The organism is Streptomyces sp. NPDC058457, assembly GCF_042720695.1.
Classification (GTDB): Bacteria; Actinomycetota; Actinomycetes; order Streptomycetales; family Streptomycetaceae; genus Streptomyces.
In genome coordinates, this window is record NZ_JBHXLU010000039.1 from 15,820 (window position 1) to 39,418 (window position 23,599).

The following is a 23,599-nucleotide window of genomic DNA, read 5'->3' on the forward strand; positions in this document are numbered from 1 at the left end:
CCACTCGGTACTTATTACGTCAGCCCTCCTCAGGGCCGTTGTCCTTCTCGTCGGCCGCGGGGGCCTCTTCGGTCCCCTCGGCCTTCACCGCCGTCGCTCCCGGCTGCGGTTCGGCGACCGCCACCCGCGCGGGGCGGATGGTGCGCTCGCCGATGCGATACCCGGGCTGCAGGATGGCCACGCACGTCGTCTCGGTGACGTCCGGCGCGTAGCTGTGCATCAGCGCCTCGTGGATCGTCGGGTCGAAGGGCTCGCCCTCCTTGCCGAACTGCTGCAGGCCCATCTTCGCCGCGACCGTCTCAAGCGACTCGGCCACCGACTTGAAACCGCCGACCAGTTCGCCGTGTTCCCGGGCGCGGCCGATGTCGTCGAGCACGGGCAGGAGTTCGGTCAGGAGGTTCGCGATGGCGATCTCCCGGACCGTGATCCGGTCGCGCTCCACCCGGCGGCGGTAGTTCTGGTACTCGGCCTGGAGGCGCTGGAGGTCCGTGGTGCGCTCGCCGAGCGCGGTGCGCACCTGGTCCAGCTGTGCCGTCAGACCGGCAAGCTGTGCGCTGGAGTCCCCGGCCGGGGCCGCCCCCTGAGCGGGAGCGGCCTTCGGCGCGGCGTCGTCGGGGGTGGCGCCGGAGGGGACGTCGGGCTTCTCCTCGAAGCCCGGGGTCTCCTCCGTCACGCGGCACCGTCCTTGCGCTCGTCGTCGACGATCTCGGCGTCCACCACGTCGTCGGCGGCGTCACCGGCGGGGGCACCGGCACCGCCGGCGGCGGCCTGCGAGGCCTGGGCGTCGGCGTACATGGCCTGGCCCAGCTTCTGGGAGACGGCCGCGACCTTCTCGGTGGCGGTGCGGATCTCGGCGGTGTCCTCGCCCTTGAGGTGCTCCTTGAGCTCCTCGACGGCGGCCTCGACCTCGGTCTTGATCTCGCCCGGGACCTTGTCCTCGTTGTCCTTGAGGAACTTCTCCGTCTGGTAGACGAGCTGCTCGCCCTGGTTGCGGGTCTCGGCGGCCTCGCGGCGGCGGTGGTCCTCCTCCGCGTACTGCTCGGCCTCCTGGCGCATCCGGTCGACCTCGTCCTTCGGCAGCGAGGAGCCGCCGGTGACGGTCATCTTCTGCTCCTTGCCCGTGCCCAGGTCCTTCGCGGTCACGTGCATGATGCCGTTGGCGTCGATGTCGAAGGCGACCTCGATCTGCGGGACGCCGCGCGGGGCCGGCGGCAGACCGGTCAGCTCGAACATGCCGAGCTTCTTGTTGTACGCCGCGATCTCGCGCTCGCCCTGGTAGACCTGGATCTGGACGGAGGGCTGGTTGTCCTCGGCGGTGGTGAAGATCTCGGACCGCTTGGTCGGGATCGTCGTGTTCCGCTCGATGAGCTTGGTCATGATGCCGCCCTTGGTCTCGATACCGAGGGACAGCGGGGTCACGTCGAGGAGCAGGACGTCCTTGACCTCACCCTTGAGCACACCGGCCTGCAGGGCGGCGCCGATGGCGACGACCTCGTCCGGGTTGACGCCCTTGTTGGCGTCCTTGCCGCCGGTCAGCTCCTTGACGAGCTCGGCGACGGCGGGCATACGGGTGGAGCCGCCGACGAGGACGACGTGGTCGATCTCGCCGAGCTGGATGCCGGCGTCCTTGATGACGTTGTGGAACGGCGTCTTGCAGCGCTCCAGGAGGTCCGCGGTCAGCTGCTGGAACTGGGCGCGGGTGAGCTTCTCGTCGAGGTGCAGGGGGCCCTCGGCGGAGGCGGTGATGTAGGGCAGGTTGATCGAGGTCTCGGTGGAGCTGGACAGCTCGATCTTGGCCTTCTCGGCGGCCTCGCGGAGGCGCTGGAGGGCCATCTTGTCCTTGCCGAGGTCCACGCCGTGGCCGGCCGCGAACTGCTTGACCAGGTAGTCGACGACGCGCTGGTCCCAGTCGTCACCACCGAGGTGGTTGTCGCCGTTGGTGGCCTTCACCTCGACGACGCCGTCGCCGATCTCCAGGAGGGACACGTCGAAGGTGCCGCCACCGAGGTCGAAGACGAGGATCGTCTGGTCGTCCTTGTCGAGGCCGTACGCGAGAGCCGCCGCGGTGGGCTCGTTGACGATGCGCAGGACGTTCAGACCGGCGATCTCGCCGGCCTCCTTCGTCGCCTGGCGCTCGGAGTCGTTGAAGTAGGCCGGGACGGTGATGACCGCGTCGGTCACCTTCTCGCCCAGGTACGCCTCGGCATCCCGCTTGAGCTTCTGCAGGATGAACGCGGAGATCTGCTGGGGGTTGAAGTCCTTCCCGTCCAGCTGGATCTTCCAGTCGGTGCCCATGTGACGCTTCACGGACCGGATCGTCCGGTCCACGTTGGTGACCGCCTGGCGCTTGGCGACCTCGCCGACGAGGACTTCGCCGTTCTTCGCGAAGGCGACGACGGACGGCGTGGTCCGGGCACCCTCGGCGTTGGTGATGACGGTGGGCTCGCCGCCTTCAAGAACGCTGACGACGGAGTTAGTCGTGCCCAGGTCGATGCCGACCGCACGTGCCATGGTGATTTCCTCCAGCTGACTTGAGTGGAACGGACTCAAGTGTGCATCAAGCCTCGCCCTGGGTCAACAGACCTGAGTGGAGCAGACTCAAGTCTTATCCGCTCCTTACACGCAAGCGCCCGCCGACCTGGGACGATTCGGGATGCCGGGGCTCGTAGACCGGGACCCGAAGGAGTACGAGTACGACACCGAAGGTGACGCAGGCGACGCAGGTGGCGCCGGTCCGGCCGACCCAGCCGCCGTGCACGAGCACCGCGACGAACACCCCGGCGAAGGATCCGGCGCCGAGGGCGACGGTCGCCCCCTGCGAGGTGAGCCCGAGGCGCCGCAGCCGGTGCACGAGATGGTCCGGCCCGCGCCGCAGCACCGGCCGCCCGGCGAGCAGCCGCGACAGCAGGACGAGCAGCACGTCGGCGCTCGCGACGGCGGTGAGCGCGAACAGCACGCCCGCGCTCGCGGCGGGCTCGTGCCCGGTCCGGGTGACCAGCGCGGCCGCCGCCAGCACGAACCCGGCGAACAGCGAGCCGGTGGCACCGAGGGCGATCCGCGCGGGATGCCAGTTGTGCATCAGGAACCCGGTGAGCGCGGCCGCGAGCACGCTGAGCAGCACGGCGAGCCCGTCCATCACCTCGGCGGCGGCACAGGCCCCGGTCCCGAAGGCGGTCACCACCCCGACGGTTCCGGCCAGCCCGTCCGCGTGGTCGAGCCCCTTGAAGGCGACGGCGACGAAGGCGATCCATCCGGCACCGAGGAGCCCGCCGACGGCGCCGAACTCGCCGTACGGCACCACGCACGCGGCCGCCACCGCCGTACCGAACAGCAGGAACCGCGTCTTGAGCCGCCAGACGTCGGCGACAAGACCGAGCAGCGCCACGGCTCCCCCGGCGGCCACCAGCTCCCCGACGCCGGTGCCGAGCGGGGCGACCCCGGTCCAGTCGCCGGCGTACGCGACCAGGCAGGTGGCGCCGACCACGGCGAGGCCGCCGAGCGCGGGCACCCGCCGGGCCCGCCTGCGGTCGACGAGCCCGAGCCGCAGGGCACAGGGCCGGACGAGCGCGGCGAGGACGGCGGCGAGCAGGAAGGCGGTGGTGGCGGCGGCGATCCCGTAGAGCACGGGTCCAAATTAGACCTGAATGTAACAATTCTGTACGAATAACACGATCGGGTTGGGGCGTACCGCCCAGGCGGGCCTCAGGCAGACCTCAGCGATCCAGATCACCCCGCACCTGACTACAGTGCGAGTAAAGATGCGGGTAGTCTCAGACCGACTGCATAAGTTACCGCTTAGTAATTTCGGGCATCCTCGCGAAGAGACCCGAAGAGACCCCTCGCAGGCCCGAGGAGCCCCCATGCAACTCGCCGCGATCATCGTGTCGCTGGTACTCGCCGTGGTCGGCGTCGCGCTGTTCAGCCGCGCCATCGCGCAGATCTACCGGTTCGTACGGCTCGGCCAGGACGTCCCGGCGGGCACCCGCACCGACGACTGGACCGCCCGCACCGCCACGGTGATCAGGGAGTTCCTCGGCCACACCCGGATGAACCGGTGGGGCGTGGTGGGCGTCGCCCACTGGTTCGTCGCCGTCGGCTTCTTCTCCCTGGTGCTGACGCTGATCAACGCCTTCGGCCAGCTGTTCCAGGCCGACTGGACGCTGCCGGTCATCGGCCACTGGCTGCCGTACGAGATGTTCGTCGAGTTCATCGGCACGATGACCTCGCTGGGCATCCTCACGCTCATCGTCATCCGGCAGCTGAGCCACCCGCGCCGGCCGGGCCGCAAGTCCCGGTTCGCCGGCTCGAACTTCGGCCAGGCCTACTTCGTCGAGGCCGTGATCCTCATCATCGGCCTCGCCATCATGACCCTGCGCGGCCTGGAGGGCGCCCTCGCCGGCGTGCACGGCTACGAGGCCGCGTACTTCGCCTCGTACCCCCTGGTCGCGGCCTTCCGGGGCACGAGCGTCGACACGCTGCAGAACATGGTCTACCTCACGGCGATGATCAAGATCGCGACCTCCTTCATCTGGATGATCACGGTCTCGCTCAAGACCGACATGGGCGTCGCCTGGCACCGCTTCCTCGCCTTCCCGAACATCTGGTTCAAGCGGAACGCGACGGGCGAGACCTCGCTCGGCGGCCTGCTCCCGATGACCTCCGGCGGCAAGCCGATCGACTTCACCGACCCCGGTGAGGACGACGTCTTCGGCGTCTCCCAGATCGAGCACTTCTCCTGGAAGGGCCTGCTCGACTTCTCCACCTGCACCGAGTGCGGCCGCTGCCAGTCGCAGTGCCCGGCCTGGAACACCGGCAAGCCGCTCTCCCCCAAGCTGCTGATCATGTCCCTGCGCGACCACTCGCACGCCAAGGCGCCCTACCTGCTGGCGGGCGGCGGCAAGAACGCGGAGGGCGAGGAGAAGGCGTCCGAGGAGCAGCTGGCCGGGGTGCCCGCCGCGGCCCTCGCGGAGGCCGAGCGCCCCCTCATCGGCACCGCCGAGGAGAACGGCGTCATCGACCCGGACGTGCTGTGGTCCTGCACCACCTGCGGCGCCTGCGTCGAGCAGTGCCCGGTGGACATCGAGCACGTCGACCACATCGTCGACATGCGCCGCTACCAGGTGATGATCGAGTCCGCGTTCCCGTCCGAGGCGGGCACGATGCTCAAGAACCTGGAGAAGAAGGGCAACCCCTGGGGCCTGGCGAAGAAGCAGCGCCTGGAGTGGCTCAAGGAGGTCGACTTCGAGGTCCCGGTCGTCGGCAAGGACATCGAGGACCTCACCGAGGTCGAGTACCTGTACTGGGTCGGCTGCGCCGGCTCCCTCGAAGACCGCGCCAAGAAGACCACCAAGGCCTTCGCCGAGCTGCTGCACATCGCGGGCGTCAAGTTCGCGATCATGGGCGGCGACGAGAAGTGCACCGGCGACTCCGCCCGCCGCCTCGGCAACGAGCCCCTGTTCCAGGAGCTCGGCATGGAGAACGTCATGGCGCTGAACACGGCGTTCGGCGAGGAACTCGACGACGACGGCAAGGTGACCGAGGAGTCCCGCAAGCCGAAGTCGGCGAAGAAGATCGTCGCCACCTGCCCGCACTGCCTCAACACCATCGGCAACGAGTACCCGCAGCTCGGCGGCGACTACGAGGTCATCCACCACACCCAGCTGCTCCAGCACCTGGTGGACGAGGGCAAGCTGGTCCCGGTCACCCCGGTCGAGGGCATCATCACCTACCACGACCCCTGCTACCTGGGCCGCCACAACAAGATCTACACGCCGCCGCGCGAGATCATCGCCAGCGTCCCGGGCCTGCGCAACGAGGAGATGCACCGCCACAAGGAGCGCGGCTTCTGCTGTGGCGCCGGTGGCGCGCGGATGTGGATGGAGGAGCGGATCGGCAAGCGCATCAACAACGAGCGTGTCGATGAGGCCCTGTCCCTCAATCCCGACATCATCTCCACGGCCTGCCCGTTCTGCCTGGTGATGCTGACCGACTCGGTCAACGGCAAGAAGGCTGCAGCCGACAGCGGCTCCGCCGCGGGCGGCAAGGCCAAGGAGTCCATCCAGGTGGTGGACGTGGCCCAGCTGCTCCTCGACTCGGTCCGGACCCCGGTCGACCCGGCGGGCGAGACGGAGCAGGAGAGCGCTCCTGAGCCCGAGCCGGTGAAGTAACCCGTTCCGTACGCACAGCGCCCTCCGGCCCCAGCGGGCCGGAGGGCGCTGTGCTGTTCCCAGGACAGCTCCGCCCCCGGAAGCCGGCCGCGCCGTGACCCGGACGGCCCACTCCTGCTCGCGCGCGGGCTCCCCGGCGGTTCGGCTGGAGGAGGAGCGGAGCGACCTGGAGGTACGGGTGACGGAGGACAGCGCGCACGCGGACGGCGAAGCCGGCCGGTCCGACGACGTCCGGGAACTGCGGGCCCGGGTCGCGGCCCTGGAGAAGGAGCGGGCCCGGCCGCCCCGGCACCACGCCAGGTCCCTCCTCGCCGTCGTCCTGGTCGTCGTCGGCTGCCTGCTCGCCCCGCTCGCCGTGGTCGCCTCGTGGGCGGCGGACCAGGTGGGCGACACCGACCGCTACGTCAGCACGGTCGCACCGCTCGCCTCGGACCCCGACGTGCAGAACGCCGTGGCCAACCGGGCCACCGACGCGCTCATGAGCCACCTCGACCTGCCCGCCCTGCTCGCCGACGTGGCCCCCGCGGACCGGCCCCGGCTGCAACAGGCGCTGGGCGGCAGACTCGGCGACGCGCTCGAAGGAGCCGTGCGCAGCTTCGTCCACGACAAGGCCCGCGAGGTCGCCGCGTCCGACGCGTTCCGGACCGTCTGGACCGACGCCAACCGCCGGATCCACAGCAGCCTCGACAAGGCCCTCACCGGCAGCGGCGGCGGCGCGGTGCAGCTGACGAACGACAGCGTCACCCTCGACATCGGCCCCCTCGTGGACCAGGTCAAGCAGCGTCTCGTGGACGCCGGACTGACCCCCGCCGAGCACATCCCCGCCGTGCACACCGACTTCACCCTCGCCAGGTCCGACCAGGTCGGCAAGGTCAAGACCTACGTACGGCTGCTCCAGCTCGCCGGGAACTGGCTGCCCGTACTGGCCGTGCTGCTGGTCGCCGCCGGGGTGCTGCTCGCGGTCCGGCGGCGCCGGGCCCTGGTGGCGGGCTGCCTCGGGGGCGCCGTCACCACCGGGCTGCTCGGCATCGGGCTGCGCGTGTTCCGCGTGTTCTACCTGGACCGGCTGCCCGCGAGCGTCTCGCCGGGCGCGGCGGCCGCCGTCTACGACGCGCTGACCCACTTCCTGCGCACCGGAGTGCGCATGGTCGTGGCCCTGGCCGTCGTCGTCGCCCTGGCGGCCTGGCTCACCGGCCCCGGCCGGTACGCCGGGCTGGTCCGGGGCCTGTGGACGTCCGGGATCGGCGCGGTACGGGGCACCGCCGACCGCGCCGGACTGCGCACCGGCCCGGTCGGCCCCTTCGTGCGCCGGTACCGCACCTGGATCACCTGGGTCCTGGTGGCCGTGGCGGTGCTGGTCTACCTGCTGTGGTCGTACCCCACCGGCTGGGTGGTGGTCGGCATCGCCCTGTGCCTGCTGTTCGTGCTGGCCGTGGTGGAGTTCCTGGCGGCCCCGCCGCCCCCTCGGCCGGCCGGGGGCGAGACCCCCGCCAGGTCGCCCGCCTGACGAAGGCCACGGAACATCGGGATCCGCGCGGACCGTCAGGGCGCGAAGGCCGTCCAGGGGCCGAGCGCGAAGCCCTCGCCCTCCTTGCGGACCTCCACCACGCCCGGTCCGCCGAAGTGCGCGGGGATGACCAGTTCACGGGTGGCGGCGGCCCGTTCGAGGATCCGGCGGCGGCTGGCCGCCGCCTGCGCGGGGTCCAGGCAGAAGCAGCTGTTCCACTGCGGGTGGAGGATCTGCACCGGGCTGTGCAGCAGATCGCCGGCGAAGACCGCGCGGTCGCTCCCCGACGCGAGCCGGAGCACCGAGGAGCCGGGGGTGTGGCCGGGTGCCGACTCCAGGGTGAGGTGTTCGTCGATGCGGTGGGCGCCGTGCCACAGGACGGCCTGACCGGCCCGGTGGAGCGGCGCGACACTGTCCTCGTAGATCAGCCGGTCGTCCTCCCGCACCCCGTTTCCGTACCCGTTCTCCGGCCCGAAGTGGAAGTCGTCGGCGGTCGGGACGAAGTACCGGGCGTTGGGGAACGCGGGCGCCCAGCCGCCCTCCACGCCGACCGTGTTCCAGCCGACGTGGTCGGCGTGCACATGGGTGTTGACCACGACGTCGACGTCCTCCGGCCGCACCCCGGCCCGGGCCAGCAGCCCGAGGAAGTCGCCCTGCCACTGGTGGAACCCGGGCGAGCCGGGCCGCTCGCGCCCGTTGCCCACCGGGGTGTCGACCAGCACGGTCCGTCCGCCGCTGCGCAGCACCCAGGTGCCCAGTGCGACCACCGCCCGGTCGGCCGACGGGTCCCAGTGGTCCGGCGCCAGCCAGTCCGCGTTGTCCGCCCAGACCTCGCCGGTCGACTGCGGCAGGAGGGTGCGGGCCGGCGCGAACGGCCCCTGCCACTCGACGACGCGGATGACCTCGACGTCCCCCAGCACGGCGCGGTGCATGAGGCTCCCGCGCCGGGAATCGTCGCGTCCGGAACTCCCGCTCCGGGTACTCGGACTGCTCGGGATGCTCGGGATGCTCGGGATGCTCCGGGAATTCTCGCTCTCCATGGCATCGACCCTAGGAGCGCCCGGCGAGCGCCTCAATGCTCACAGGGCTCATCGGAATACGCGTCCTGCTCACCCCTGAGCACAGTGGGATAGCCTGCCGCCGTGGATGTGCTGAGCGACGCGATCGCGGCCGTCAGGGTCGGACAGCCCTCGTCCAACCGGGTGCGGGTGAGCGGCACCTGGTGCACACGGCTGGCTCCGTACGAGGGCGCGGGCTTCCACGTCGTACTGAGGGGGAGTTGCTGGCTGCTTCCCGACGGCGGTGCCCCGGTCTCGCTGGGCACCGGAGACGCGGTGCTGCTCCCGCACGGCACGGGGCATGTGCTCGCCGACTCCCCCGCCGACGCGGCGGCCGTGCGGAGCGCGGTGCCGTTCGAGCGCTGGGCGGCGGACGAGGGGCCGGCCGAGCGGACGGCGTACGGGGAGCACGGCGCGTACGGCGGGGTCGAGCTGCTGTGCGGCAAGTACCGGCTCGACCGCAGCCGCGCCCACCCGCTCATGGCGGAGCTGCCCGAGGCCGTCCACCTGCCCAACCGGGTGGGCAGCCACCCCGAACTCCGGGCGGCGATCGACCTGCTGGGCCGGGAGCTGGACGCGCGGCGGCCCGGGGCGGGCACGGTGGTCCCCAGCCTGCTGGACCTGCTGTTCGTCTACATGATCCGGTCCTGGATGGCCGAGGGCGCGACCGGCGCCTGGCCGGCCGTGCTGACCGATCCGGTCACCGCCGCCGCGCTGCGCGCGCTGCACGCGGACCCGGCCGCCGCCTGGACCAACGACCGCCTCGCCACCGAGGTGGGCGTCTCCCGGCCGACCCTGGCCCGCCGGTTCACCGGCCTGGTGGGCCGGGCCCCGATGACGTACCTCACCTGGTGGCGCCTGACCCTCGCCGCCACACTGCTCCGCGACACCGAGGAGCCCCTGGCCGCCGTCGCCCGCCGGGTCGGCTACGGCACTCCCTACGCCCTCTCGCACGCCTTCAAGCGGGAGTTCGGAGCGACTCCGGGGCGGTTTCGCACAGAGGTGCAGGGCCGTCAGGGCTCAGCGGCCTGATCGCCGCCCCCTTCCCACCTACTTCAGGCCGATCGCGGCGCACGCCGACCGGTACGCCGGGGTGCAGATGTCGGCGACGGTGTAGACGCCGTCCGCGATCACCGTGTCCTTGATGTTGTCCTTGGTGAGGGAGACCACCGGCACCAGCGTCGCCGGGATGTCCTTCCGGGTCGGGCTGTCGACCTTGTCCTGGGTCAGCGCGTCGTACTGGATGTCACGGCCCTGCACCTTGTACACCGCCATCTCGGCGGCGTCGGTGGCCTCCTCGAGGAACGACTTGTACACGGTCATGTACTGCTCGCCCGAGACGACCCGCTGCACCGCGTCCAGGTTCGCGTCCTGCCCGGTCACCGGGGGGATCGTGGTGGCGCCCGCCTGCTTCAGCGCGTCGATGACGGCGCCGGCCATGCCGTCGTTGGCCGAGTAGACGGCGGCGATGTTGTTCAGGCCGACGGCCCTGATCGCCTTCTTCATGTTCGCCTCGGCGACCTCGGGCGACCACTTGTCGGTGTCGTACTGCTCGGCTATGTGGACCTTGTCCTTGAGTTCGGCGAGGGCACCCTCCTTGAACTTCCCCGTGTTCGGGTCCGCGGGGTCGCCGTTCATCATGACGATCCTGCTGGTCGCCGCCTTGCCGCCGAGCGCCTCGAGGATGGCGCGGCCCTGGACCTCGCCGACGAGTTCGTTGTCGTGCGAGACGTAGGCGTCGATCGGGCCCTGTGCGAGCCGGTCGTAGGCGATGACCGGGATGCCCGCGTCCTTCGCCTTCTTGACGTCCGGCGCGATGGCCGCGGCGTCCAGCGCGTCCACCACGATGATGTCGACCTTCTTGGACACCATCTCCTGGAACTGCCGACTCTGCTTCTCCTTGCTCGCCCCGGCGTTGGCGTAGTCGACCTTGCCCTTGCCGTGCGTGAGGGAGGTGACCTCCTTCGTGAAGATGGGGCGGTCGAAGGCCTCGAAGCGGGCCGTGTCCTTGTCCGGCAGGAGCAGCCCCACCGTGATGTCGTCGCCCTTCGTCGGGGCGGCGGAGTCGCCGCTCCCGCCGATGCCGTCGACGACGCCGCACGCGGTGAGCGTGAGAGCGGACGCGGCGGCGGCCAGGGTTGTCGCGAGGCGGGGCAGGGGGGTCCCGCAGAGGGTAGGAACACTCACATCAGGCGCCTTCCAGATGGGGGGAGCGTCATGCGCAACCGATGGTGTGAAGGAAGCAAACGCGTAGTGGCGGGGTACGTCAAGACGTAAGGACAACAAGGCAGTTGGAGCGTGCCGCGCGTGCCACCCCGGGACCGGCGACCGGCACGGTGTTCTCGCAGTTCAGGCCGGCACGACGGGAGTTCGCCGGGGCGCCGGGCCGTGGACCACGGAGGGGCCCTGGCGGAGCCTGCCGGGCAACAGGCCGTCCGCATCCGGGACTTCGCAACCTCCGCAGCACCTTCGCAACACCTTCGCGATCTTCGCGGTCTTCGCGGTTGCTACTCCTCGGTATCGTCGCCACCGCCCGGCGGCCATGCGCCTTGAAGCGTTTTAAGAACTGCTATCATCAGTGCCCTCACAGGCAGATGACAAGGGCGTTCGTCGTCGCGAATCCACGGGAGGCCGTGTGGACCAGCCCGGCTCCACCGTCCCGGCGGGCGGCACCGGAGGGTCGGCCGCGCGCCCCCGGCTGGAGGACGTCGCCGCCCGCGTCGGCCTCTCGACGGCCTCGGTGTCCCTGGTGCTGCGGGGCGTGGCCGGCCCCAGCGAGCGCACCCGGCAGCGGGTCCTGAAGGCGGCCGCCGAGCTCGGCTACCGCCCCGACCGCACGGCCAGCGCCCTGGCCAGCAGGCGCAGCAGGCTGCTCGGCGTCATGGTCGACGTGCACAGCCCCTTCCATGCGGAGCTGGTCGAGCACCTGCACACCGCCGCCGAGGAGGTCGGCTACGACCTCGTGCTGAGCGCCCTGACCCGGACCCGCGACGAGAGCACGGCCGTGGAGACGCTGCTGGCGTTCCGCTGCGAGGCGCTGATCCTGCTCGGCCCGGTCGCCCCCGCCGCCACCCTCGCCGACCTCGACCGCAGGGCACCCGTCGTCAGCGTGGGCCGCCGGATCGCCCGCGCCCGTCTCGACGTCGTCCGCACCGCCGACGACGACGGCGTCGGCCAGATCGTCGACCACCTGGTGGGCCTCGGCCATCGCGCGATCGCCTACGTCGACGGCGGCAGGGGCGTCATCGCCACCGACCGGCGCGGCGGCTACCGGGACGCCATGCGCCGGCACGGCCTCCACGAGCACGTCCGGGTCCTGCCCGGCGGCAGCACCGAGGAGACCGGCGAGCAGACGGGCCGGCGCCTCCTCGACGACGGCGCGCTGCCGACCGCCGTCGTGGCGTACAACGACCAGAGCGCCATCGGCCTGCTGACCGCCTTCCGGTCGGCCGGGGTGGACGTGCCCGGCACCGTCTCCGTCGCCGGGTACGACGACGACACCCTGGCCCGGCTGAGCTGCTTCAACCTCACCACGGTCAGCCAGAACGCCCGGGAACAGGCCCGTCATGCGGTGACGGCCGCCGTGGAACGCCTCGACGAGGGCCGCACCGAGTCTCGCGAGATCGTCCTCGCGCCCACCCTGGTCGTCCGGGGGACCACGGCACGGGTGCGCTGACCCCGCGCCGGCGCGGCCGCGGGAGGCGGGGGCACAGTGCCGGGCGGGCGGCGCGGCGGTGGCCGGTCGGACCGTCCGGCGCGCCCGTCATGGCGTACTCCGCGACGTCTCGTGCCGACCGGCTCGTACGACACCCTGCACGCCCTGCACGCCCTGCACGCCTTGCGGGACTCACCGGCACAGGCCCCGCCGCACCCGGAACTCATCGCGGCAGGCGGTCGCGGGCGGGGCGCCGCCCGGCGGATCGGCCTGCGGGGGTACGGCGGCAGGCGCGGCGGGCACCCATGTTGTGCAATGCATTGACGGCTGCAATAAATGAGCCCTACATTCCTCGATGCCCTCGCTCAGCGCACAGAGCACCGCTCCCCCGTCCGTCGCCCCCGCGCGCAAGGAGCCGCTTCCATGTCCGCCAGCACCCGCACCCGCGCCTCCCGCACCCGACTGCGCATCGCCCTGGCCGCCCTGGCCACACTGACCGCCACGGCCCTCACCACCCTGCCCGCACCCGCCGCCCGGGCGGACACGCCGGCCGCCGGCAGCCTGACCGGCACCCTCTCCGACGGCGCCACCTGGATCGCGGACGTACCCGAGCAGTGGAACGGCACCCTGCTGCTGTTCAGCCACGGCTTCGGCCCCACCGTCGCCAGGGACGCCCCCACCGACGCCGTCCGCACCGAACTGCTCGCCGAGGGCTACGCGCTGGCGGGGTCGTCGTACGACCCCCATGGGTCGATGTGGGCCCTGGACAGCGCCGAGCGCGACCAGTTCGCCACCCTCGACGCCGTCACCGCGAAGATCGGCACGCCGCGGCGCACGCTCGCCGTGGGGCAGTCCATGGGCGGGCTCGTGAACGCGCAGCTGGCCCGGGACGGCGGCGGCCGCATCGACGGCGCGCTCGGCCAGTGCGGCCTGGTCGCGGGCGCCACGGACCTGGACAACTACCAGCTGGACGCCGAGTACGCCATCGCCCGGCTGCTGCTGCCGGCCGCGGACGTGCAGCTGGTGCGCTTCGGCTCCGCCGACGCGGCGGCCGCCGTCGCGAAGCAGCTCACCGACGCGGTCACCGCCGCGCAGGCCACCCCGCAGGGCCGGGCCCGGATCGCACTCGCCGCCGCCTTCCTCAACCTGCCCGCCTGGTCGCCCGGAAAGGCCAGGCCGGCCGCGACCGACTGGGCGGGCCAGGAGGCACAGCAGTACGACTGGTTCGCGCAGGGCATCCTGGCGTTCGTCGAGGGCGGCCGGTACGCCGTCGAGCAGTCGGTCGGCGGCGACAACTCCTGGAACCAGGGCGTCGACTACGCCGGTCTGCTCGCCGGTTCCGAACACGCGCCCCAGGTCCGCGCCCTGTACACGGCGGCCGGTCTCGACCTGGGCGCCGACCTGCGGACGCTGACCTCGGGCGCCGCGATCACCGCCGATCCCGCGGCGGTCCGCACCGCGCGGCAGACGTCCTCCGCGGGCCAGGGACTGGAGGTGCCGTTGCTCGACGTCCACACCACCGCCGACAACCTGGTCCCGGTGGAGCAGGAGAACCGCTTCGCCGAGCGGGTGCGCGCCTCGGGTGACGGCGCGCTGCTGCGGCAGGCGTATGTCGAGCGGCAGGGCCACTGCGCGTTCACCACCGCCGAGACCGTGGCCTCGCTGCACGCCCTCGAACACCGTGTGGACACCGGCCGTTGGGACGACGCCGCGACGCCGGACGCGCTCCAGCGGTCCGCCACCGCGCTCGGCCTGGACGGGGCGGCCTATGTGCCGTACGAGCCTGCGAGGTTGACGGTCGGCCGCGACGGCCGTGCGCAGTCGGCGGCCGACAGCGGCCGTGCGCAGTCGGCGGCCGGCGACGCCCGGCGCGGCTGAGGCCGGGCGGCGGCTGCCTTCCCGGGCGGCGCGGCGGTCACAGGCGGCGCGGCGGTCGCGGCGCCCCCGTGACCGCCGTGACCGCCGCCGTGACCGGCACCGTCACATGTCCGGCCCGGTGAGTCCGATCTCGGCCCAGATGGTCTTGCCGCCGGCGTGGTGGCGGGTGCCCCAGCGGCGGGCGAGCTGGGCGACGAGCAGCAGGCCGCGGCCGCCCTCGTCGTAGGTGCGGGCCCGGCGCAGGTGCGGGGCGGTGCCGCTGCCGTCGGAGACCTCGCAGAGCAGCGCGGCGCCCCGGATCAGCCGCAACTGGACGGGCGGCTGCCCGTAGCGGATCGCGTTCGTGACGAGTTCGCTGACCACCAGCTCGGCCGTGAACGCCACGTCCGGCAGGTGCCAGGCCTCCAGCCGGGCCAGTACCCGGGCGCGGGCGTCGGCGACCACGGCCGGGTCGGAGGGCAGGTCCCAGGTGGCCACCCGGTCGGCGTCGAGCGCCCGGGTGCGCGCGACGAGCAGGGCGACGTCGTCCTGGGGCTGCGGGGGCAGCAGCGTGCGGAGCAGTTCGTCGCACAGCGCCTCCAGCGGCCGGGCGGCGGCCCGGTCGAGGGAGCGGCGCAGCCGCGCCAGACCGTCGCCCAGGTCGTGCCCGGGCCCCTGGAGCAGGCCGTCGGTGTACAGCGCGAGCAGGCTGCCAGGGGCCAGCTCCCGCTCGGCGGTCTCGAAGGGCAGCCCGCCCGCGCCGAGCGGCGGGCCGGGCGGCACGTCGAGGAAGTACGCCGGGCCGTCCGGTCCGACGACGGCGGGTGGCGGGTGGCCCGCGCTGGCGGCCGTGCACCGGCGGGAGACCGGGTCGTAGACCACGTACAGGCAGGTGGCGATGAGATCGCTGCAGGGTTCGAGGTCGGGCTCGTGCTCCGCGCTGCTCTCCTCCTCGGCGGCCAGGAGGGTGACCAGGTCGTCGAGGTGGGTGAGCAGTTCGTCGGCGGGCAGGTCGACGTCGGCCAGGGTGCGCACCGCGGTCCGCAGCCGTCCCATGGTGGCCGACGCCCGCAGCCCGTGGCCCACCACGTCGCCCGCCACCAGCGCGACCCTGGCGCCGGAGAGCGGGATCACGTCGAACCAGTCGCCGCCCGGCCCCGCCCGGGTCCGGGCCGGGAGGTAGCGATGGGCGACCTGGACCGCGTCCTGGGCGGAGAACCGGTGGGGCAGCAAGCTGCGCTGCAGGGCCAGCGCGGTGCCGCGTTCGAGGGTGTACCGGCGGGCGTTGTCCACGGCGACGGCGGCGCGTGCGGCGATCTCCTCGGCCAGCAGCAGGTCGTCGCGGGTGAACGGCTCCTCGCGCCGGTGCCGGACGAGGACCGCCACCCCGATGGTGATGCCGCGGGCCCGCAGCGGAATGACCATGATCGAGTGGATCCCGAACCTGCGGACCACCCACGACCGCTCGGGATCGGCGAGCTCCCAGGCCCGGATCGCCTCGTCCCCGGTGTTGTGCAGCGAGGACCTGCCGGTGGCCAGGCAGCGGACGGGGGGTGCGGACGCGGGGTAGTCGTCCACGTCTCCCGGCTCGATCACCGCCTCGGGCGCACCGCGCAGCACGGACTGCTGTGCCGCGCGCCGCAGCGGGACCCGGCCCGTGCCGGACGGCTTCGGCTCGACGCCGCGGTACAGGGAGTCGAGCAGGTCGATGGTGATGAAGTCGGCGAGCCGGTCCACCGTCACGTCGGCCATCTCCTGCGCCGTGCGCATCACGTCCAGGGTGCTGCCCACCCGGGCGCTGATGTCGTTCAGCAGGGCGAGCCGCTCCCTGGCCAGGTACTGCTCGCTGACGTCGAGCGCGGCGACCTCCACGTGCCGCACCTGCCCCGCCGGTGTGACGAGCGGGGAGACGGTGACGGACCAGACCTTCTCGGGGGCGTCCGGCCGGGCCCGGCCCCGGATGTGGAACTCCTCGGGCTCGCCCGTCGCGAACACCCGGCCCATGCCGTTCTCGATCCGGTGGCAGAGGTGCGACGGCACGATGTCGGTGACGGGCAGACCGCGCATCCGCTCCTCGGGCAGGCCCAGTTCGCGTACGGCACCGGCGCTCGCCCGCACGACCCGCAGCGCGGAGTCGTACACCATCACGGGCAGCCGGCACTGGGCGAACGCCTCGTCCCCCGTCACCGCGTCCGGCTGTGCCGGCTGTGCCGGCTCCGGCGGGGTCACCACGAGGAGCCGCTGGTCACGGCCCTCCCGGTCGACCGAGGGATACGCCCGCACCCGCACCGCCACGGGCCGGCCGTCCCGGTGCCGGAGCAGGGCCGTCGTCGCGGCCCCGGTCAGGTCCGTGACGCCGTCCCCGCCGCCTGGTTCCGAGGCGATCAGACGACTGAAGGGGCTGCCGACGGCCTCCTGACGGGGGTAGCCGAGCAGCCGCTCGGCGCCCGCGCTCCATCCCGTCACGACTCCCCGGTCGTCGACGACCACCGTGGCCGGGTCCACCGGATCCACCGGGTCGGGCGGTACGGCGCCGCTCCCGCCGATCGGGGTGGCATCACGCATGCCGGTCACCGCCCGTTCTGCCGGCTCGGCCGCCGTGGCCCCGGACGGACGCCGAGGAGGCCACGGGACATCGCAGCCGGCCGGTCTCACCGCGTCGCCCTCACACCTCCACTCCATCGTCCTTCGCCCACCCCCACACGTCACCTGCACCGCCCCCGCCCACCCGACGGCACCGGCGGCTGAGGCGGAGGGTGTGGGTCAAGGAGGGGGCTCGGCTTGAGGAGAGGGCACAGCTCAGGAAGAGGGCGCGGCTCAGGAAGGGGCGCGGCTCAGGAAGAGGGCGCGGCTCAGGAAGAGGGCGCGGCTCAGGAAGGGGCGCGGCCGCGGAGACACGCACGGCCGAGGCTGAGGACGCCGCTGAGGACAAGCGCACAACCGCGCGGACACGCACGACCGAGGCCCAGGGCGCCGGTGAGGGCGAGGGCACGGCCGGGGCGGGACGGGAACGGCCCGGGTGTGGGACCCGGGCCGTCGTCCGTGTGGTGCGGGGAGTGTCAGGGCTTCTGCTTGACGAGGGCCGGGACGAAGCGCAGGGCGTCCACGGTGCCGACGCCGGTGGCGAGGTCGTAGCCGTTGACGGCCTTGTAGCCGGTCACGCCCTGGTAGCTGTTGTTCGTGCCGTCGTTGACGTCGACGATTCCGGTGCCCTTGGAGTGGTAGGAGGAGAGGTCGTACAGCCGCTTCTGGATGTTGCCGAGGCGGTGGCCGGCGGCCTGGTCGGCGAGGGCGACGATGCCCGCGAAGAGCGGGGTGGCCTCGCTGGTGCCGCCGCTGACGTCCCAGCCGGTGGCGGTCGGGTCGAAGCTGGAGTAGATCCAGGCGCCGCCGTTGACCGCGGCGGACATCGAGATGTCCGGGGTGCCGCGGCGGGTGCCGACCACCTTCTTCACGCCGTTCTGGAAGGACGGGCGGGTGAAGACGTGGGACTGGCCGCCGCCGCCGGAGCCGTAGTCGTTGTAGACGCTGTCCGGCTTGACGCGGTTGCCCTTGTCGTCCAGGTGGAGCTGGGTGCCGCCGATCGAGGTGACCAACGGGTCCGAGGACGGCCAGGAGTTGACGCGCTTGTTGTAGTACGTCTTGCCGTCCGCCTGGAGGTCGGTGGCGCCGCCGTCACCGGAGGCGGCAAGCACGGTGACGTGCTTGCGGTTGGCCTCCTGGAAGGCGTACCGCAGCTTCTTGATGCTGGAGAAGTCGCCCTTGGCGAAGCCGGGGAAGGTGTTCTCGGTGGCGCCGAAGCTCTGGCTGATGACGTCGCCGACACCGTGGTCGATCATGTACTTCTCGGCGTCCATCATCTCCGGCAGACCGGTGGTGCCCTCGGTCTCGGAGACCGCCGTCTCCACGACGACGATCTTCGCGGCGGGCGCCACCGCGTGCGCCATCTCGACGTCCAGGGTGGTCTCGCCGGCCCAGCCGGTCATGTCGGAGTTCTTCGGGTCGAAGGCGGGGACGTGCCCCCACTTGACGACCTTCACCTTGGTGCTGGGCAGCCCGAACTGCTTGCTGTAGACGTCGAGATCGTGCTGCACGGTCGGGGAGCCGTACGAGTCGACGATGACGATGGTGCGCCCCTTGCCCGTAACACCCTTGCGGTAGAGGGCGTTCAGGTCGTACGCGGTGCGGTACTGGAGCGGGCTGTAGCAGTTGATCTGCCACTTGGCCTGGCACTGCTCGCTGGAGAGCGGGCTGCTCACACCGTGCACCAGGGTGTGCCCGACGACGGCCGGTACCGCGAAGGTGTGCGGTACGGCGATGGGCGCGGCGGCCGTCAGCGCGGTGGCCGCGAGGGCGGCGACGGACGTGGCGGCCGCGACGGCCCGCCCGGTACGGGCTATGTGCATGAATCCCCCTGTGGTTCGGAGTCTCACGAAGTGGTCTCGGTCTCCGGAGAGATCTCGACGTGGTCTTCGCGCATCTCATCGAACGGGTCATGCACAGATCAAGTACGTTGAACGGACGATGCCGAACCCTTTACCCCGTGGTAACCCACCATTGACCGCACCGACGTCGGGCACAAGGCTGGAACCCGGACCGCAGCCTTTCCGTCTTCCTTCGTCGAACAGCACCCCAACTGTCCCGCAACCTCTAACAAATCGGCCGGACCTTGAGACACACACCACCGAGACTCTGGGCCGTGGCAACCGCCACGGCCTTCGCGTTCCTCGTCGCACTGGAGGTCGCCGCACGTCACTACGGCCTGCCGGGTCCGATCACCAACCAGGCGCGGGAGGTGATATGCCCTCCCAAATCCGGCTTTCTGCTGTACGCCGGGCTGGCGTTGACGATGGTGGTGCTCACCTGGCGGCAGCGGTTCGTCGCCCTCGGCGCCGCGATCGGCATCGACCTCGTCTTCTCGGCGGTCCGGTGGGCGTTCGGTGCCGAGGTGACCCGCGGACAGCCGTTCGGCAACGGCGCGTTGTGGGTGATGCTCGGCTGTGCGGTCGTCGCCGTGACCCGCCGCACCGGCCGCGAACGCGTCCTGCTGCTCAAGGGCGTCGGTCTTGGCCTGCTGCTGGTGACCGGCCGCAAGACGGGCGACGCCTGGCTGCTCATCACCTCGAAGACCCGCCCGACGGTGCTCGACCGGTACGTGGCCACCGCCGACCACGCCCTGGGCAACCCGTCGTGGCTGGTGGGCCGGGTCGTCACGGCCACCGGCCCGATCGGCTTCAACGTCCTCGACGTCGTCTACGGCCAGCTCGCCGTGGCCGCGGTCGCCGTCGCCCTGTACCAACTGCGCGACGTGGCGGCCGAGCGCCGCTTCCCGCGCCACCATCTGGTCCGCACCTTCCTGGTGATCGGTCTGCTCGGGCCGGCCGTCTACATGATCTTCCCGGTGGTCGGACCGGTCTTCGCCTACGGCACCGGCGCCGACCACTGGGCATCGGTCAGCCTCTGGCCGGAACGGCCGCCGCACGGCGGACACTGGCCGGTGACCGACCTGTGGCCGCGCACGGCGCCGCCGGTCACCGCCCCGCACCCGCTGCCGTACGACGGGTTCACCCCCCGCAACTGCATGCCCAGCCTGCACACGGCGTGGGCCACCGCGATCTTCCTGCATTCCCGGCAGGGCCCCCGGGTGCTGCGCTGGGCGGGCGCGTTCTGGCTGGTCGCCACGCTCACCGCGACGCTGGGCTTCGGCTACCACTACGGCGTGGACCTCGTCGCCGGCGCGGTGTTCGCGCTCACGGTCGAGGCGGCCCTGCGCTCGCACGACCGCGGCTGGGACCCGTCGGGCATCCGGCTGGTCGCCCACGGTACGGCGGTCTTCGCCGCGCTCCTGGTGTCCTACCGCTGGCTGCCGCTGGAGATGGCCAGGCATCCCTGGATATCCGGACCGCTTCTCCTCCTGGCGCTGGCCTCCGTGGTCCACGACTACGTACGGACCGTCAACCGCTGGGACCCGCGGACCCGACAGACGGCGCCCCGACCGGCGCCGCAACACGAACTGATCAGAAGCGGCCGGGGCGGGGCTCCGGGAGGCACCCTTCAGGGCCCGCCGGGTCCCGGGTAGGTGACCACCAGCATGGTGACGCCGTCCGGGGAGGTCCAGGGGCCGTGCGGCATCCCGGGCGGGCGGCAGGCGTACATGCCGGCGGTGAAGGTCCGGTCGAGCGTCAGGTCGTGCAGGGCGCCCGCCACGAGGTAGACCTCCTCCCAGAAGTCGTGGCGTGTCACGCCGGCCGCCGAGGTGTCGGTGCCCGGCGCCCAGCGGACCAGCGCCGTACGGGATCCGCGTGCGGGGTCGTCGGCCAGGACGCACTCCTCGACGCCCGGACCGGCGCCGGCCGGGGCCCGCCACGGCCCGTCGGGCAGATGGAACTCCAGTTCGGGCTTGCTCACCGCCGCACTTCCCCACGTCCGTTCCGCGCGTCCCTCTTCGACATGCCAGGCATGCTTCCCGTCCTCGCCCGATCGCGAACATCCGGGAGTGCCGGCACCCCTCGGCCGAGGCGGCCGCCGCGCCGCACAGCTGTGTCGCCGCACAGCTGTGTACGTCACACAACTGTGTCCGTCACACAACTGTGTCGCCTCACACCTGTGTACAGAGCCGCTGCTCGGTCCAGATGACCTTTCCCTCGGCGGTGTAGCGGGTCCCCCAGCGGTCGGCGAACTGGGCCACCAGGAAGAGCCCGCGGCCGCCCTCGTCCAGGGTGGCGGCCCGGCGCAGGTGCGGAGAGACGCTGCTGCCGTCGGAGACCTCGCAGATGAGGCTGCGGTCACGGATCAGGCGCACCCCGACGGGGCCGGTCGCGTGCCGGATGGCGTTGGTGACCAGCTCGCTGAGGATGAGCTCCAGGGTGAACGACTCCTCCTCCAGGCCCCAGTCGCGCAGCAGCTCGGTGGCCGCGGCACGGACACCGGCGACGGCCGAGGGCTCGGACGGCACGGTCCAGGACGCGGTGTGCTTGTCGTCCAGCATCCGGGTGCGGGCGACGATCAGGGCCACGTCGTCGCGGGGCGCCCCGGGCACCATGGCGTCGATCGCCGCCCGGCACATCTGCTCCGGCGTACGCCCCGCCACCGCGAGGGCCCGGCGCAGACGCTCGATGCCCTCGTCGATGTCCCGCCGCCGGTCCTCGATCAGGCCGTCGGTGAAGAGCACGATGCCGCTGCCCTCGGGCAGCACCACCTCGCCCTTCTCGTAGGGCATCCCGCCCAGCCCCAACGGCGGACCGGCCGGTACCCCGGGCAGGTGGGCGCGGCCGTCCGGGGGCACGATGATGGGTTCCAGGTGACCGGCCCTGGCCATGGTGCACAACCGTGAGACCGGGTCGTAGACCGCGTACAGGCAGGTGGCCCCGGTGAGCGTCGGGCTGCCGCCGTTGTCGTCGCGGTCCTGGTCCAGGCGGCTGACCAGCTCGTCCAGGTGCCAGAGAAGCTCGTCGGGGGGCAGGTCGAGCGTCGAGAGGTTGTGTACGGCGGTGCGCAGTTGGCCCATGGTGGCGGCGGCGTGCAGTCCGTGCCCCACGACGTCGCCGACCACGATGGCGACGCGCGCTCCGGGGAGCGGTATGACGTCGAACCAGTCGCCGCCGACTCCCCCGGGCCCCGCCCCCGCCGGAAGGTAGCGGTGCGCCACGTCGACGGCGTTCTGCTCCGGCAGGGCGTGCGGCAGCAGGCTGCGCTGCAGCGTGACCGCCATGGTGCGCTCCCGCGTGAAGCGGCGCGCGTTGTCGATGCTGATCGCCGCGCGGGCGACCAGCTCCTCGGCGAGCGAGAGGTCCTCCCAGGTGAAGGGGGTCGGCTCCTTGGAACGCCAGAAGGTCGCCACGCCGAGGCTGGCGCCGCGGGCCCGCAGCGGGGCGGCGATCATGGAGTGGATGCCGTAGGCCACCAGCTGCCGTGCCCGATCGGGGTCCTGGGCCTGCCAGCCGGAGAACGCCGCCATGTCGGCCTCCAGCACCATCCGTCCGGAACCGAAACCCTCGCCCTGCGGGGTGGAGGGGTCGAAGTGGATGAGCGCGCCGGGCGGGTAGAGCGGCACCCCCTGCCGGATGCCGTGCAGGGTGACCCGGCGCAGCTCCGCCGCGCTCACCTCGTCGGGCTCCTCGCCGCGCAGCACGTCGTCGGTCAGGTCGACGGTGACGTAGTCGGCGAACCTGGGTACGGCGAACTCCGCCAGTTCCTCCGCGGTGTGCCGCACGTCGAGGGTGGTGCCGATGCGCAGACCGGCGTCGTACAGCAGCTTGAGCCGTTCCTGGACCACCTCGACCCGGCCCATCAGCGCGCTGAGTTCGGTCGTGTCGCGCAGGGTGGCGACCCAGCCGCCGGGTCCGTGCGGCTGGTCCATGGGGCGCTGGCTGACGGCCAGCAGCCGGTCGTCGACCTCGACCACCTCGTCCGTGGTCGCTTCGCCGGACGCGAGGAGCCGCCCGGCCCCGGGGGCGATCCCCAGCTCCGTGACGGGCAGGCCGTCCACGTCCGCCGCGAGTCCCAGCAGGCGCCGCGCCTCGTCGTTGGCCAGGAGCAGCCGGCCCTGCGGACCGACGATGAGGACGCCTTCGCGTACCGAGTGCAGAACGGCGTCATGATGCTCGTACATGCGGGTCATCTGCACCGGCCCCAGACCGTGGGTCTGACGGCGCAGGCGCCTGCCGATGAGTGCCGTGCCGGCGGTGGCGGCCGCGAGCGCCAGCCCGGTGCCGGCCAGGACGAGCGGTGCCTGCCGGCCGGCCGCGGCACTCACCTGGCGGACGGTGATGCCCGCGGAGACCAGCCCGACGACCTTGCCCTCGGGGCTGGTCACGGGAACGACGGTCCTGACGGAGGGGCCCAGGGTCCCGGTCGTCGTCTCGGTGACGATGCCGCCGTGCTGCGCCGCCGCGATGCCGCCGATGTAACGGCGGCCGATCTGGGCGGGGTTCGGATGGGTGTAGCGGATGCCCGTGGGACTCATCACGACGACGAAGTCCACGTGCGAGCGTTCACGGGTCTCCTCGGCCAACGGCTGGAGCACGGCGGTCGGATGCGTGCCGGTCAGCGCCTGCCGCACGGTGGGATCCGAGGCGACGGCGGAGGCCACGGCGAGGGTGCGGTTGCGGGCCTCCCGCTCGGCGTCGGCTCGCGACTGCAGCAGGAGGACGGCGACCGCAGTCGCCCCCAGAACCAGGACGACTCCGACCTGCAGAAGAAACATCTGGCCGGCAACGCTGCGGATCCCGTACCAGGACCGCATCCGCCGGAGCAGTTGGTGCATACGGCTCATATAACACCAAATGGGTAAGGTCACATCACCCCTGCGGCGCATCCACTCGCGATATCGACGCGCTCCGCGTCCGGGCGCGTA

General features: G+C 72.1%; 15 protein-coding genes. 6 read left to right on the forward strand and 9 right to left on the reverse strand.

Annotated features, from left to right (window positions below; all coding sequences use genetic code 11):
* Positions 1 to 19 precede the first annotated feature (19 nt).
* The 3 genes from grpE to ACFWPS_RS27690 all read right to left on the reverse strand — a co-directional run bounded on the left by grpE (position 20) and on the right by ACFWPS_RS27690 (position 3,625).
* Positions 20 to 673, reverse strand: coding sequence for a nucleotide exchange factor GrpE (grpE, locus tag ACFWPS_RS27680; RefSeq protein ID WP_383709172.1), 654 nt, complete (start codon positions 671 to 673; stop codon positions 20 to 22).
* Entirely contained in the window at positions 670 to 2,511 is a 1,842-nt protein-coding gene (gene dnaK, locus ACFWPS_RS27685) for a molecular chaperone DnaK (protein WP_383709175.1), read from the reverse strand. The genes grpE and dnaK overlap by 4 nt, the downstream gene beginning before the upstream one ends.
* A gap of 94 nt (positions 2,512 to 2,605) precedes the next feature.
* Positions 2,606 to 3,625, reverse strand: coding sequence for an MraY family glycosyltransferase (locus tag ACFWPS_RS27690; protein ID WP_383709177.1), 1,020 nt, complete (start codon positions 3,623 to 3,625; stop codon positions 2,606 to 2,608).
* 235 nt (positions 3,626 to 3,860) lie between these two features.
* Here ACFWPS_RS27690 and ACFWPS_RS27695 point away from each other — a divergent pair, with 235 nt between their 5' ends.
* The gene (locus ACFWPS_RS27695) at positions 3,861 to 6,167 is read left to right on the forward strand and encodes a (Fe-S)-binding protein (RefSeq protein ID WP_383709180.1); all 2,307 of its coding nucleotides are present in this window, start codon (positions 3,861 to 3,863) and stop codon (positions 6,165 to 6,167) included.
* Between the two features lie 178 nt (positions 6,168 to 6,345).
* Positions 6,346 to 7,674, forward strand: coding sequence for a hypothetical protein (locus ACFWPS_RS27700; RefSeq protein WP_383709306.1), 1,329 nt, complete (start codon positions 6,346 to 6,348; stop codon positions 7,672 to 7,674).
* 35 nt (positions 7,675 to 7,709) lie between these two features.
* Here the strand turns inward: ACFWPS_RS27700 and ACFWPS_RS27705 are convergent, their stop codons facing one another.
* Entirely contained in the window at positions 7,710 to 8,606 is an 897-nt protein-coding gene (locus ACFWPS_RS27705) for an MBL fold metallo-hydrolase (protein WP_383709183.1), read from the reverse strand.
* Between the two features lie 210 nt (positions 8,607 to 8,816).
* On the opposite strand from ACFWPS_RS27705, the gene ACFWPS_RS27710 reads away from it, so the two are divergent.
* Positions 8,817 to 9,764 carry an AraC family transcriptional regulator gene (locus ACFWPS_RS27710; RefSeq protein WP_383709186.1) on the forward strand — a complete coding sequence of 316 codons (948 nt, stop codon included), beginning with the start codon at positions 8,817 to 8,819 and terminating at the stop codon, positions 9,762 to 9,764.
* An 18-nt stretch (positions 9,765 to 9,782) separates the two neighbouring features.
* Here ACFWPS_RS27710 and ACFWPS_RS27715 read toward each other — a convergent pair whose 3' ends face one another.
* On the reverse strand, positions 9,783 to 10,919 hold the full coding sequence (locus ACFWPS_RS27715; protein WP_383709189.1) for a sugar ABC transporter substrate-binding protein: 1,137 nt from the start codon (positions 10,917 to 10,919) through the stop codon (positions 9,783 to 9,785).
* A 448-nt stretch (positions 10,920 to 11,367) separates the two neighbouring features.
* Here ACFWPS_RS27715 and ACFWPS_RS27720 point away from each other — a divergent pair, with 448 nt between their 5' ends.
* Together ACFWPS_RS27720 and ACFWPS_RS27725 are read left to right on the forward strand one after the other, a co-directional pair.
* Positions 11,368 to 12,408: a LacI family DNA-binding transcriptional regulator gene (locus ACFWPS_RS27720; protein WP_383709191.1), complete on the forward strand. Its 1,041-nt coding sequence runs from the start codon at positions 11,368 to 11,370 to the stop codon at positions 12,406 to 12,408.
* 402 nt (positions 12,409 to 12,810) lie between these two features.
* Positions 12,811 to 14,265 (forward strand): alpha/beta hydrolase, encoded by a 1,455-nt coding sequence (locus ACFWPS_RS27725; RefSeq protein ID WP_383709193.1) that lies wholly within the window; start codon positions 12,811 to 12,813, stop codon positions 14,263 to 14,265.
* 102 nt (positions 14,266 to 14,367) lie between these two features.
* On the opposite strand, the gene ACFWPS_RS27730 is transcribed toward ACFWPS_RS27725, so the two are convergent.
* A complete protein-coding gene (locus ACFWPS_RS27730) occupies positions 14,368 to 16,809 on the reverse strand; it encodes a SpoIIE family protein phosphatase (RefSeq protein ID WP_383709194.1) in 2,442 nt (813 codons plus the stop codon).
* A 494-nt stretch (positions 16,810 to 17,303) separates the two neighbouring features.
* Positions 17,304 to 18,650, reverse strand: coding sequence for a S8 family serine peptidase (locus ACFWPS_RS27735; RefSeq protein WP_383709197.1), 1,347 nt, complete (start codon positions 18,648 to 18,650; stop codon positions 17,304 to 17,306).
* Between the two features lie 293 nt (positions 18,651 to 18,943).
* On the opposite strand from ACFWPS_RS27735, the gene ACFWPS_RS27740 reads away from it, so the two are divergent.
* The gene (locus ACFWPS_RS27740; RefSeq protein WP_383709200.1) at positions 18,944 to 20,323 is read left to right on the forward strand and encodes a phosphatase PAP2 family protein; all 1,380 of its coding nucleotides are present in this window, start codon (positions 18,944 to 18,946) and stop codon (positions 20,321 to 20,323) included.
* On the opposite strand, the gene ACFWPS_RS27745 is transcribed toward ACFWPS_RS27740, so the two are convergent.
* A complete protein-coding gene (locus ACFWPS_RS27745; protein WP_383709203.1) occupies positions 20,299 to 20,652 on the reverse strand; it encodes a cupin domain-containing protein in 354 nt (117 codons plus the stop codon). The genes ACFWPS_RS27740 and ACFWPS_RS27745 overlap by 25 nt on opposite strands.
* A gap of 190 nt (positions 20,653 to 20,842) precedes the next feature.
* Positions 20,843 to 23,509 (reverse strand): SpoIIE family protein phosphatase, encoded by a 2,667-nt coding sequence (locus tag ACFWPS_RS27750; protein WP_383709205.1) that lies wholly within the window; start codon positions 23,507 to 23,509, stop codon positions 20,843 to 20,845.
* Positions 23,510 to 23,599: the final 90 nt, after the last annotated feature.

Coding starts and splice junctions, on each gene's coding strand:
- ACFWPS_RS27735 (WP_383709197.1), bottom strand. CDS start 18,650: ATGCACATAGCCCGTACCGGGCGGGCCGTCGCGGCCGCCACGTCCGTC.
- ACFWPS_RS27695 (WP_383709180.1), top strand. CDS start 3,861: ATGCAACTCGCCGCGATCATCGTGTCGCTGGTACTCGCCGTGGTCGGC.
- ACFWPS_RS27705 (WP_383709183.1), bottom strand. CDS start 8,606: ATGCACCGCGCCGTGCTGGGGGACGTCGAGGTCATCCGCGTCGTCGAG.
- ACFWPS_RS27730 (WP_383709194.1), bottom strand. CDS start 16,809: ATGCGTGATGCCACCCCGATCGGCGGGAGCGGCGCCGTACCGCCCGAC.
- ACFWPS_RS27750 (WP_383709205.1), bottom strand. CDS start 23,509: ATGCACCAACTGCTCCGGCGGATGCGGTCCTGGTACGGGATCCGCAGC.
- ACFWPS_RS27725 (WP_383709193.1), top strand. CDS start 12,811: ATGTCCGCCAGCACCCGCACCCGCGCCTCCCGCACCCGACTGCGCATC.
- dnaK (WP_383709175.1), bottom strand. CDS start 2,511: ATGGCACGTGCGGTCGGCATCGACCTGGGCACGACTAACTCCGTCGTC.